Consider the following 12,117-nt stretch of genomic DNA (forward strand, 5'->3'; position numbering starts at 1 on the left):
TGCGGAGGAACGAGTTGCAGAATTCGTATCTTCCCTCGCTCACCGATGATTAACCATGGGCGCCCGGCATTCATCGAAAATAAACGCTAGTCGAAAGAACAGACTCGAATTGCCGACGTGGTGAATCTCAAAGCTGTCTCCGTTTACCAAACCGATGCGTTTCGAAATTTAAATGGCGCGTGTTCAGGCGCGCCATCCCGCGCGTCAACGACGAAACAGTACAGAGTACGTCGATGTTCAGAAATATCTCCCTCGCGCTCGTCGCAGGCGCGTCGCTGCTTGGCGTCAGCTCCTTGCAAGCTTTCGCAATTGATGGCGAAGCTCCGGTATCGGAGCCTCGCGTGATCTATTCACAAACGCCGGTGAATCCGCCGATGCCGATCCGCGTCGCTTATAACGACCGATCGAATATGGGCGGCGGGTTCATCGAATTCCTGTTCAGCGGCGGTCAGTCGGGTGATCCTGGATATGCGCCGCCGCGCTACGAGCAGCAGCCACGCTATGCACCGATGCCCGGCTATCGCAGCGGTTTGCCGCCGATGGATCCTCAGGATGCCATGCGCCAGGAATCGGTCGAGCCGGCGAGCCAAGGGTTCGATCCGAAATACGAAAAGCAACTTGTTGAATATGACGGCAGGCAGTCACCCGGCACCATCGTGATCGATACGCCGAACAAGTTTCTCTATCTCGTGCAGGGGAACGGTAAAGCGCTGCGCTATGGCATCGGGGTCGGTAAGCCCGGTTTTGCATGGGCTGGCGTAAAGACCATCTCTGCCAAGAAGGAATGGCCGGCATGGACACCGCCGGCGGAAATGCTCAAGCGTCGTCCTGATCTGCCGCGTCACATGGAGGGTGGTCCCGAAAACCCGCTTGGCGCCCGCGCCATGTATCTCGGCTCGTCGCTTTACCGCATCCATGGTTCGAACGAGCCTTGGACGATCGGCACCGCCGTGTCGTCGGGCTGCATCCGGATGCGCAACCAGGACGTCATCGATCTTTACGGTCGGGTGAACGTCGGTACCCGTGTCGTCGTGATGTAAGAAAACGGAACGTGATAAACGAAAAACGGCCGCTCATGACAGCGGCCGTTTTTATTTCAGGGACGCCGATCAGGCGAAATCGCTGTCGTCCGAACCGCCATCATCATCGCTATCATAGTCGTCGTCATCATCGTTGTTGTCATAATCATCGTCGTTGTCGTTGTTCTGATCATACGACGCGTTGTCGGCAAGGCTCTGACGGGAGTTGTCGTCGCGCCCGCTCTTACCCACGTCATTCAGGCCCGCATCGCGGGCCAGGTCGCCGCCGGACTGGGTATTGTTATTGTTGTCCCACGGGCTCTTGGTGCTGCTGGCGGTGTCACCGAACGACTGCTGATGTCCGCTGCCGCCCATCATGCCGCGAATGCTGTTCATCAGCATGGATCCGCCGATCACGCCGGCTGCAGTTGCCGCAGCCGTTCCGAGAAACGATCCGCCGCCTCCGCCTGGGGCGCCACCCGGGTTGCCGCCCATTTGGTTGCCGCCACCGAACAGCCCACCGCCGAAGCCGCCGCCCGGATTGCCCTGGCGGAAGTCAGCGCTCGCCCGGGGATCGGGCTGATAGCCGGTCTGGCCCGTATTCCAGACCGCGGCCCGCGGGGCATCGCTCTCACCCGGCCGCACGTTCGGCACCGATCCGCGTGATGGTCCGCGCAGCGAATCGCGCATGCTGTCTAGAAAGCCGCCGGATTGCTGCTGCGGCTGATGTCCTTCTTCCAGTTCTCTGATGTGGGCCTCGGCTTGCTTGAGCGCCTCGTCCTGCACCAGCACCGTCTGAACCAGCGCATAAACGGCATTCGGCGCGCGGCGCAGACCGTCCGCGATCGCGGCTTGCGCGTCGGGATCCCGAGGTGAGGTTTCAAGTTTGGCAAGACGGTCGAACAGATCGTCGATCAGCTGGCGTTCCTGCGGCGTCATCGTATCCTCCTCAGCATCCGGCATTCGAATGCGGGCCAAGATGTATGCCTGCAATATGACGGGGTAAGTCCCGGACCGGATTAAATTTGCGCAAGTTCATCGTCTGGGTGCGACAAAACGACTTAGCCGGGCACTCTCAACTTCGTGACAGCGTCGCATTGCTGGCTGACAGCAGCCGCGGGAAATCATCGCCGGACAAAAATCCGAATTCCCGCTCGCGCTGATCGATGACGTCGTCAAGACTGAGTAACGTCTCGTCCACGAAACCGGGATGGCACATCACCAGACCCTGATCGGGAAGCCCTTGGAGAAAACCGGTCATTGCCGCGGCGAAATCACCGCCACGCACCATGTCGTAGGCACCGGCGAAGCCGGGATTGTACGCGACGCCTGCGGTGTTGCAGCGCTTGCGGAACGTCTCGCTCAGGATATCAAGTAACAGCGCTTTTGGATTGCCGAGACGCTGCTTGACCGGCAAAGGGCGGCCACACTGGCGGACCCAGGCTTGCGGCGCATTGGCTTTGACAACGGCGATGAAGACGTCGCGGATCTGCGGAAACAATTGCACGTGCTGATGGCCGTCAACGTAGTCGGGCGCCCGGCCGAACAATTCTTTGAAGGCCATGATTTGTGCCAGCAACTCAGCCTGCACCATCTCGCGATCAAACCTGCGCAGCAGGGTCGCTTGCAGCGTATTACCCACCGACAGAAAGCGTCCGCCATCGAGCGGCCGGAAATGCATGGTCAGGGGATGGAATGGCGCGGTCAGCGTGGCGTGCAGTCCCAACGCGCAATCTGGATTGTTCGCCAATTCCTGCTTCAGTGAATCGACCTCTGTCCGGTCGATCGCCGGTCCCACAACCATGACAGACGTCGCATTGATCCGCTTCAGCTTGATCAAGTCGCGGATTGCGCGATTGACTCCCGGAGCCATCCCATAATCGTCGGCGCACAGCCAGATGCGGCGGAGCGGAGCGTTCTGGCTCATTCAGCGGCAGTCCGCGACGGGTTGTCGAGAGCCGAGGTGGAATCGACGCTCTTGATGCTGTGCTCGGCAACGAAATAGATCGGACGTGCCTTAATCTCAGACAAGATCTTTCCGATGTACTCGCCGACGACGCCGATCATGACAAGCTGCACGCCGCCGATGGTCATCAATCCGACCACGAGGGAGGGATAGCCAGGTACCGATTTGCCGTCGATGATGGTCTCCCACAAGATGGACAGGCCAAACAGGAAGGCAACGAACGCCAGCAACAGCCCGAGAAGGCTGGCGATGCGCAGCGGGGCGACCGAGAACGACGTCAGCCCTTCGATCGACAATCCCAGCAGACGACCGGCGTTGAATGTCGTGACGCCGTGCGCGCGTGCATCAGGTTCATAGTCGACACGAATTTGCCTGAAGCCGATCCAGCTCGCGAGGCCCTTGAAGAAACGGTTGCGCTCGGGCAGTTGCCGCAAGGCGGCGGCGGCGCGTGGCGACAGCAGACGGAAATCGCCGGCGTCTTCCGGTATCTTCTGCCGGTTCCCCCAGTTGATCAGCGTGTAGAAGGTGCGCACGCCGAAGCGGCGCAGCGTAGATTCATTGTCGCGGTTGGCTTTGGCCGTGTAGACGACATCGAAGCCGTCATCGATCCAGTGGCTCACCAGCCGCTGCACCAGTTCCGGCGCATGTTGACCGTCGCCGTCCATGAACAGAACCGCGCCGCGACGGGCATGATCGAGCCCCGCCATGAGGGCGGCTTCCTTGCCGAAGTTCCGGGACAGTGAAACCACCTGGACGTCGAGATGATCGGGGATCAGGCCTCGTGCGACATCGAGCGTTCCATCGGTGCTGCCGTCATCGATGTAAACCACTTCGCAAGCGAGGCCATAACGCTCTTTCAAGCTCTCCGCGAGCGCAGACAGGCGGTCATGCAAGCGCGACAGTCCCACGGCTTCGTTGAACACCGGAACCACAATCGACAGTCCCTGCGCCGCCGGAGCGCGCAGGTCCCCGCCTGACAAATCTGAAACACCAGCGCCGAGCATCATCGATCCGTTTCCAAAACAGTCCCTTTAATCATATGGGAATTGTCATGTGCGTCGCTACAGGCTGTGCAGCTTTGGTGCAGTGCCGCAAGACTCGCGTCCCCCGAGATCTACTGTCCTAAGAACACCTCGAGCTTGGCGAACAGCGGATTCTCGCGGTCGAACACATATTCCAGCGATGCGATTGAAACGGTTTCCGCACCGCGTTCGCGCAAGAAGCTCCCCAGCGCATACAGGTGTGACGGCGGGCAGTGCAGTGTCACCATGCCGGATGACGTTGGCCCTCCGAACGGGGAGACCACGCCGAAACGGCTGTGGGCCTCTGCAAGAAGCTCCGCGTTGCAGCCAGCAAAGCGGGTGCGAACTTCCTTGTACTTGCGGGCGCGGGCGCTTGAGGCAATGTGATCGAGAATGACCCGTGCGGTCTCTCGCGCTTGTGGTGACCAGTCGGCATCGCGCGAAGCCACCAGATTGGCGTGACTGCGCAGCATCACGCCGTCGTCAAGGACCTTCAAGCCGTTGGCGGCAAGCGTAGCGCCGGTTGTGGTGATGTCCACGATCAGTTCAGCCGTGCCGGCCGCAGGTGCGCCTTCCGTCGCGCCTGCACTTTCGACAATCCGGTAATCGACGACGCCCTGGGTCGCGAAGAAGTTGCGCGTCAGATTGATGTATTTGGTTGCCACCCGCATGCGGTGATTGTGCCGGGCGCGAAACGACGTGGCGACATCGTCCAGGTCAGCCATGGTGCGAACGTCGATCCACGCCTGCGGCACGGCGACTACCACGTTGGCGCTGCCGAAGCCGAGGCTGTCGATCAGCATGACGCGCTTATCGGCGTCATGAATGTTCTCGCGGATCAGGTCTTCGCCGGTAATGCCGAGATGAACCGCACCGCGCGCGAGTTGCGCGGCAATCTCGCTCGCCGAAAGATAAGCGATCTCGACATTGTCGAGGCCGGCAATGGTGCCGCGATATTCACGTGCGCCTCGCGGTTTGGCGAGCGTGAGGCCAGCGCGCGCGAAGAACGCTTCAGCGTTTTCCTGCAAACGGCCTTTGGAGGGAACAGCAACAACAAACGGCGCGGTCATGACGCGCTTCCTTGTGAGAGAGCTTCGATCCAGATGGAGAAGCCGACAGCGGGAATGGGGGCGCGGGCACCGAGCCGCGTCAGCAGGCCGTCATAGCGGCCTCCGCCGACCAATGGCTCCGTGCCATTGTTCTTCCGGTGCAACTCGAATTCGAAGCCTGTGTAGTAGTCGAGGCCGCGACCGAACGACGTGGAGAACCTGATCGTGGTGGTGTCGATACCGCGCGCCGCCATGAAGCCGGTGCGGCTTTCAAACAGGTCGATCGCGGCATTGAGATCGAGCTTCGCATCCGAGGCGAGTGCGCGCAGTTGTGCGGCGGCCTCGTCCGGCTCGCCTGCTATGCCGAGGAAGCGTTCAATCAGTTGCAGCGCGTCGCGTGGCAGCGATCCGCCTTTGAGTGTTGATTGCTCAAGGAAACGATCGGCGATCTCCGCAACCGTGCGCCCGCCGACATTGCTCGTGCCGGCGATCGACATCAGGTCGGTGACGAGGGCCAGCGCGGCTTTGCGGTCGGAGCCTGCGAGCGCGGCGAGCACGCCCTCGTATTCATTGCGGGTTTTGCCGGTTTCCAGCGTCAGGCGCTCGAGATCCTGTGCCAGGCTGATCTTGCGGTTGAAATCCTTGAGCAGGCGCCGCTTCCACACGGGATAGAGATCGAGCGCATCGATCAACGCCGTGAACAGAGCCACGTCGCCGGTGCGAATATCGATATCGTTGACGCCGAAAGCGGCCGTCGTTTCCAGGCCCAGCGCCAGCATCTCGGCATCGGCTGCGGCGCGGTCCTGACGGCCGAACGATTCGACCCCGGCCTGATTGAATTCGCTGGTTTGGCCTCCGCGGTATCGGAACACCGGACCGAGGTAATAAAATCCAGCAGGCTGTCCGGCGCGGTTCGAGGCGAGATAGTTCCGCGCCACCGGAATGGTCAGGTCGGGCCGCAGGCACAGTTCGTCGCCACTCGCGTCGGTCGTCAGATAGAGACTTTTGCGGATGTCCTCACCGGACAGGTCGAGAAACGGCTCGGCCGGCTGCAGGATGGGCGGGCGGGCATGGATATAGCCAGCCTGCGCAAAGGACTGCAGCAAGGCCTCCGCCGGTGCGGCGGACCCGGTCGCGGTTGCGGCACTGGTCTGGCTCATTTTGATATCCATCAGGGGTCAACGTGTGAATCGGGCGTCCCTTAACATGGCCAAGCCTATGTTTCGACGACGATTCCGAAAGTGGCTTAATGAGAATTCCGGATCATGCAACTATTGCGTGCATCAGGCCGGTCCCCAGTCACCCAGTGCCGTCTGCACGAGGGCTAAAGCCGCCACGGCGGCGGTGTCCGCTCTGAGGATACGCGGGCCAAGCGCCAGCCGCACCACCCCCGGCTGCTTCAACAGCAGCATGCGTTCCTCCTCGGCAAAGCCGCCCTCGGGTCCAATCAGGACGTCAGTACCGCCCAAGCCGTCCTTGCGCGCACGGGATAGGGCTACGGCAGGGTCGCTGTCAGGGGCTTCCTCATCGCAAAACACCAGCAGACGACCATCACCACGCTGGCCCAGATACCGTTCAAGCGGCTCAGGCTCGCGAACCTCGGCCAAGCTCAGAATTCCGCATTGTTCCGCAGCTTCTATGACGTTTGCCCTCATGCGATCCGTGTTGACGCGCGTCGCTTGCGTGAAGCGGGTGGTGACAGGGCACAGCGCCGAAGCGCCCATTTCGACGGCTTTCTGAACCATGTAGTCGAGCCGTGCATGTTTCAGAGGTGCGAACACGTAGTGCAGATCGGGCAATCGATCCTGTGGGCGTATCTGGCTGACGATCTCAGCGCGATCGGGCCGTTTGCGGCCGGCCAGAGTCGCCTCCCACTCGCCGTCGCGCCCATTAAATACGCGCACGGTGTCGCCAGCCGCGAGACGCAGCACATTGCCGAGATAATTGGTCTGGTCGCGATCGAGCGGAATCCCGACACCTGCGGCCAACGGAGGCTCGACAAAAAGGCGCGGCGTGCGGGCATCGAATTTCGGCATTGAACTTTCCTTGAATGGGGACTTCTAACCCATTGGCGCCTGATTATCAGCCGCCTGTGGAACCAAATGCCGCGCTGCTGCCAAATTCCACGGGTTGTTAAGGAGTGGCGGGAATCGTAGAAAGTCGCCTTTTGGGGACGTCAGGACCCGCCGGAGGAAAATCCGTGATCACTCATCGTCTGATCATATCGTTGGCTGCGGCCGCATTCATTGCGCATGTTGCCGAGGTCCGCGCGCAAGGCGCATTTCCTGCGCCGTTGCCGGGTCAGGCTGCTGCGCCTGCCGCGTCGCCGTTTCCCCCTGTCAATGGCAGTTCTTCTCCGTTTCCCCCTGTGAATGGTAGTTCTTCTCCGTTCCCGCCGGTGAATGGCGCGATGGGCGCGCCCAGGGCGGCTCCGCCTCCTTCGCCAAGCGCGTTCTCGACCGGCGCTCCGCCGATTGGCGGTGGCGGGTTTGGTGGTCCGCCGTCTGGACCGCCGCCCGGAGCGGAAGAATGCCAAAATGGCTTCCTGCCGTTGCGCAAGGATGCCGAGGAGAAGGCAAAGCTGATCCAGGCGGCTGGCAAGCGCAAGGCGCCGCCGACGGAAGCCTGTAAATTGATCAGCAATTTCTCTCAGGCCGAACTCAAGATGATCAAGTTCGTGGAGAGTCACGCGAAGAAGTGCGGTATTCCGCCTCAGGTCAGTGACCAGATGAAGAAGGGCCACGTCAACACCGAGAAATTGCAGACCAAGGTCTGCGCGGTGGCGGCCCAGATGCAGCAAGGTCCTGCAGGTCCTAGCCTGAGCGACGTGCTGGGATCAGCCGCATTGCCGGAAGCAAAGCCCACTCCCAAGCGCGGAGGCGGCAGCACGTTCGATACTCTAAGTGGTAACGTGCTCGCCCGATAGTCGGCCTAGTGGTCCGAGTCTAACATTTGCATCCCGTTTCGACTGGTGCGTTTGCAAATGTTAGAATCAAAAGGACCACTAGCAGCATTAAAGTTCGAGTGGAGTTTTGGATTTGACATTCGCTTCCAGAGCTTGCGGTAAGGTGGGCAGCGAATGTCAAATCCACTCCACTCGTATAACGGACCGGCCATGAGCAACGCGGCGACCCCCGTCGCAGACGCGACGTCGAACTGGGTGGACACCCACGCGCCGCTGTGGGCACGGCCTTATCTGCGGCTGGCACGTTCCGATCGTCCGATCGGGTGGTGGCTGCTGTTGTTGCCGTGCTGGTGGTCCGCCGCGCTCGCAGCCGGCATTGCAGGAGATCTTCGATCACTGCCGAGTGTGCTTGTGCTGTTTTTGATCGGCGCGATCGTCATGCGTGGCGCGGGGTGCACCTGGAACGACATTACCGACCGCAAGCTTGACGCGAGCGTCGAGCGCACCCGATCGCGACCGATCCCCGCGGGCCAGGTCACGGTGACCCAGGCAGCTCTCTTTCTCTTGGCGCAGGCGCTGACCGGTCTCTTGGTGCTTCTGCAATTCAATCTTTTCGCGATCATCACAGGGATAAGTTCGCTGCTTGTGGTCGCGATTTATCCTTTCATGAAGCGCATCACCTATTGGCCACAATCCGTGCTCGGCCTCGCATTTTCGTGGGGCGCGCTGATGGGCTTTGCTGTCATTCTCGAACGTATCGATGTCGCGGCACTCGCGCTCTACATCGGTTCGATTTCGTGGGTGATCGCGTATGACACGATCTACGCTCATCAGGATACCGAAGATGACGTGCTGATCGGCATCAAGTCGACAGCTTTGTTGTTCGGTGAACGGACGAAGATGGCGCTGACGATCTTCTACAGCCTCGCAGTCTTCTTCATCGGTATTGCCTTGTGGCAAGGCGGATCGCGCTGGTTGGCGTGGAGCGGTCTCGCGGCCTTTGCTGTGCATCTCGGCTGGCAGGTTCGCACCATCGAGATCGGCAACTCGCCGCTGTGCCTGCGGCTGTTTAAATCCAACAGGAATGCCGGGCTATTGCTGTTTGGTGGACTGCTCGCGGACGCGGTACTGCGAGCAGTCTAAATCAGTTGCGCGCGATGATCTCGCGCTCGCCGCGATAAACCGACGTTTCGGGCTGCGCGCGGCCGGCCTTCCGGCGGACCAGGAATTTCGGACGGCGACATTTGATGACGTTGTGGCGACGACGACGCGTCGCAGGCTCGCGGACCACGTCGCTCTCCTCTTCGATCTGCGGCAGGGCAAACATTTCACTCCACATCTGCCAGCCGCGCTCGAGCTGGACGCTGTCTGATGTGACGAGCAGGGGCACCGACAATGACGGATCGCGATGGACCAGGACGAGCGCTTGCGCGTCGTCAGTCGCGCGACAGGCAATGCCGAGAAACTCATTGATGCGAAGATTGACCGCCATGCGAATGCCGCTGACGGCACGCCGCACCACGACACGTTCGCGATTGATTTCGATATGCCGGATGCCGCCATCAGCGCGGCCATCGCGCGCTTCAAAGCTGACAGGCAAAGAATGGGGGTCGAGCTGCAAGCTGCAGCCCGACCCGGCGGGTTGCACCCCACCGACTCCGAATTGACGCCTCACGGTTTTATCTCCCACGCCGGAATTATGTTCCCGGTCGATGCGAGGAGATTGCCAGAGCCGCGTCCGAATTCACTTAAGAAGGCTGGTTAATCGTCTCTGACCCGCATTCCTTCACTTCGCATGATTGACGACTCCTTGGCGGAGATGATTGACGAGACCTTGCCGAAGCGCTGAAATATCTTTTCTTTCCTGTTCCAAAAGTGCTTGAAGTCCGCGTAAAACAGGCACATCTGATGATTTCTCCCATTCGCCTCCAAGCCCCGGGAATTTGTTCGTGATCTCTTCACCAAACGCATCGTTGTCGTCTTCTCCGAAATCTCCGACATCGGATTTACTCGACCAGACCGCGCTGAGCGCCTTGGCGCAAAGGCTGGTGGAAGCCGCCAAGCGCGCAGGTGCGGATGCTGCAGACGCAGTCGCCGTGCGCGGCGTCTCGCAAGGCGTGGAAGTGCGCGATGGCAAGGTTGAGGAGAGCGAACGTTCGGAAGGCGACGATGTGGGTCTGCGCGTTTTCGTTGGAAAGCGTCAGGCAGTGGTGTCGACCAGCGACATTCGCGGGGACAATGTCGCACAACTCGCCGAGCGCGCCGTGGCGATGGCGAAGGTTGCGCCGGACGATGAGTTTGTCGGTCTTGCCGATCAGGCGTTGCTCGCGAGACAGTTCCCGGATCTCGATTTGCTGGATCCGAAGGTGCCGTCCATCGATGAGCTGGAACGCCGTGCTCAGGAAGCCGAAGCCGCCGCTCTCGTCGTCAAGGGTGTTTCAAAGTCCAGTGGTGCCTCCGCGTCGGCCGGTATCGGCGGCATGGTGCTGGTCACCAGCACCGGATTTCACGGTTCTTATCTGCGTTCAAGCCACAGCATCTCGATGACGGCGATCGCCGGCGAGGGCACCGGCATGGAGCGCGATTATGATTTTACGTCTGCACTTCACGCCTCCGATCTGACATCGCCAAACAGCGTGGGCCGGCTCGCAGCCGAACGCGCAGTCGCGCGGCTGAACCCGCGCAAAGTCGCGACATGCAAAGTGCCGATTGTTTTCGATCCCCGCGTCTCCGGTTCATTGGTTGGACATGTCGTCGGTGCTGCGAATGGTGCATCGATCGCCCGCAAGACCAGTTTCCTCAAGGACAGTCTGGGGAAACAGCTCTTCGACGCGAGCATTCGTATTGTCGACGATCCGCTGCGCGTGCGTGGATTGCGTTCGCAATCGTTCGACGCGGAAGGTGTCGCGGTCAAGAAACTCGCGATTATCGACGGCGGCGTTCTGACGTCATGGCTGCTCGATTCCGCGACAGCCCGTGAACTTGGACTGAAGACCACGGGACATGCCCATCGCGGGGTTTCGTCGTCGCCGTCGCCGGGTGCCTACAATCTGCATCTTGAAGCAGGCAAAATGTCTCCTGCTGAGTTGATGTCCGACATCAAGGAAGGTTTCTACGTCACGGATCTGATCGGCTCGGGCGTCAACGGAGTCACAGGTGACTACAGCCGCGGCGCAGCCGGATTCTGGATCGAGAATGGCCAACTGACTTATGCGGTCAGTGAAGTGACGATTGCCGGACACCTGTTCGACATCTTCAAGTCGATGACCCCGGCCAGCGACCTTGAATTCAAGTATGGCGTCAATGCGCCGACCGTGCGTATCGAGGGCCTGACGCTTGCCGGACGCTGAGCCCGAGGTTTCCAACAGAAGTCATCTGTCCCGCGATGCTGCGCTGCTCGCCGACACCGTGCGAGAGGCGGGCGCTCTGGCGCTTCGTCTTTTTCGGACCGAGCTGAAGACCTGGACCAAGGGAGCGACGTCGCCGGTGTCGGAGGCCGACATCGCCGTCAACGACTTGATCGAGGCGCGTTTGCGATCCGTCACGCCGGATTACGGCTGGTTGTCCGAGGAGAGTGCCGACGACACATCCCGCCTTGATAAATCGCTGACGTGGATCGTTGATCCGATCGATGGAACACGGGCTTATCTGGCCCAGCAGAACGACTGGTCCGTGAGCGTGGCGCTGGTGGAAAATGGATTTCCGCTTCTCGGCGCGGTATTTGCCCCAGCCAGCGATGAGTTCTTTTTTGCGACCCGAGACAGGGGCGCGGTGTTGAACGATGCCCGAATTTCGGCCTCGACCGGCGATACCATCAGTTTTTCAAGGATTGCCGGCCCCAAACCGTTGGTTGAGCGGTTGAAAACCATACCGTCCGGAGAATCGTTGCATCCGCGAATCGGCTCTTTGGCGCTGCGCCTTGTCCGGGTGGGGCAAGGGACACTGGATGCTGCTTTCGCAGCCGGTAACAGCCGTGACTGGGACCTTGCAGCGGCTGACTTAATCGTGCACGAAGCGGGCGGGGAAATGACCACACTGGCCGGGGAACGTCTGGTTTATAATGGCCACGATGTTCGCCATGGGTTGCTGGTGGCGGCGGGGCATGCGCGCCACACGCATATAGTTGAGCACTTTCGGAAAAATCCGATCGAGTAAT

At 60.5% G+C, this 12,117-nt stretch carries 12 protein-coding genes; 5 read left to right on the forward strand and 7 right to left on the reverse strand.

Features of this window, described 5'->3' with window-relative positions; translation table 11 throughout:
* Positions 1-233: 233 nt before the first annotated feature.
* On the forward strand, positions 234-1,040 hold the full coding sequence (locus ACP0KA_RS13395) for a L,D-transpeptidase (RefSeq protein WP_424629258.1): 807 nt from the start codon (positions 234-236) through the stop codon (positions 1,038-1,040).
* Between the two features lie 69 nt (positions 1,041-1,109).
* Here the strand turns inward: ACP0KA_RS13395 and ACP0KA_RS13400 are convergent, their stop codons facing one another.
* The 6 genes from ACP0KA_RS13400 to ACP0KA_RS13425 form a co-directional block, all read right to left on the reverse strand.
* Positions 1,110-1,958: a DUF2076 domain-containing protein gene (locus ACP0KA_RS13400; RefSeq protein WP_424629259.1), complete on the reverse strand. Its 849-nt coding sequence runs from the start codon at positions 1,956-1,958 to the stop codon at positions 1,110-1,112.
* 136 nt (positions 1,959-2,094) lie between these two features.
* Positions 2,095-2,946 carry a ChbG/HpnK family deacetylase gene (locus tag ACP0KA_RS13405; RefSeq protein WP_424629260.1) on the reverse strand — a complete coding sequence of 284 codons (852 nt, stop codon included), beginning with the start codon at positions 2,944-2,946 and terminating at the stop codon, positions 2,095-2,097.
* On the reverse strand, positions 2,943-3,989 hold the full coding sequence (locus ACP0KA_RS13410; protein WP_424631590.1) for a glycosyltransferase family 2 protein: 1,047 nt from the start codon (positions 3,987-3,989) through the stop codon (positions 2,943-2,945). Before ACP0KA_RS13410 ends, ACP0KA_RS13405 begins: the two co-directional genes overlap by 4 nt.
* A gap of 110 nt (positions 3,990-4,099) precedes the next feature.
* On the reverse strand, positions 4,100-5,077 hold the full coding sequence (gene hisG, locus ACP0KA_RS13415; RefSeq protein WP_424629261.1) for an ATP phosphoribosyltransferase: 978 nt from the start codon (positions 5,075-5,077) through the stop codon (positions 4,100-4,102).
* A complete protein-coding gene (locus tag ACP0KA_RS13420) occupies positions 5,074-6,216 on the reverse strand; it encodes an ATP phosphoribosyltransferase regulatory subunit (protein ID WP_424629262.1) in 1,143 nt (380 codons plus the stop codon). Before ACP0KA_RS13420 ends, hisG begins: the two co-directional genes overlap by 4 nt.
* Positions 6,217-6,339: 123 nt before the next feature.
* Positions 6,340-7,092 (reverse strand): 16S rRNA (uracil(1498)-N(3))-methyltransferase, encoded by a 753-nt coding sequence (locus ACP0KA_RS13425; RefSeq protein ID WP_424629263.1) that lies wholly within the window; start codon positions 7,090-7,092, stop codon positions 6,340-6,342.
* A gap of 164 nt (positions 7,093-7,256) precedes the next feature.
* Here ACP0KA_RS13425 and ACP0KA_RS13430 point away from each other — a divergent pair, with 164 nt between their 5' ends.
* Both ACP0KA_RS13430 and ubiA read left to right on the forward strand, forming a co-directional pair.
* Positions 7,257-7,982, forward strand: coding sequence for a hypothetical protein (locus ACP0KA_RS13430; protein ID WP_424629264.1), 726 nt, complete (start codon positions 7,257-7,259; stop codon positions 7,980-7,982).
* Positions 7,983-8,171: 189 nt separating this feature from the next.
* Positions 8,172-9,104, forward strand: coding sequence for a 4-hydroxybenzoate octaprenyltransferase (ubiA, locus tag ACP0KA_RS13435; protein WP_424631591.1), 933 nt, complete (start codon positions 8,172-8,174; stop codon positions 9,102-9,104).
* A gap of 1 nt (position 9,105) precedes the next feature.
* On the opposite strand, the gene ACP0KA_RS13440 is transcribed toward ubiA, so the two are convergent.
* Positions 9,106-9,636: a DUF6101 family protein gene (locus tag ACP0KA_RS13440; RefSeq protein WP_424629265.1), complete on the reverse strand. Its 531-nt coding sequence runs from the start codon at positions 9,634-9,636 to the stop codon at positions 9,106-9,108.
* Positions 9,637-9,910: 274 nt separating this feature from the next.
* Between ACP0KA_RS13440 and ACP0KA_RS13445 the strand changes: the two genes are divergently transcribed.
* Together ACP0KA_RS13445 and ACP0KA_RS13450 are read left to right on the forward strand one after the other, a co-directional pair.
* Positions 9,911-11,311: a TldD/PmbA family protein gene (locus ACP0KA_RS13445; RefSeq protein ID WP_424629266.1), complete on the forward strand. Its 1,401-nt coding sequence runs from the start codon at positions 9,911-9,913 to the stop codon at positions 11,309-11,311.
* Positions 11,298-12,116 carry a 3'(2'),5'-bisphosphate nucleotidase CysQ gene (locus ACP0KA_RS13450; protein ID WP_424629267.1) on the forward strand — a complete coding sequence of 273 codons (819 nt, stop codon included), beginning with the start codon at positions 11,298-11,300 and terminating at the stop codon, positions 12,114-12,116. The genes ACP0KA_RS13445 and ACP0KA_RS13450 overlap by 14 nt, the downstream gene beginning before the upstream one ends.
* Position 12,117 lies beyond the last annotated feature (1 nt).

The sequence above is a fragment of the Bradyrhizobium sp. SYSU BS000235 genome (genome assembly GCF_049747295.1).
Classification (GTDB): domain Bacteria; phylum Pseudomonadota; class Alphaproteobacteria; order Rhizobiales; family Xanthobacteraceae; genus Afipia.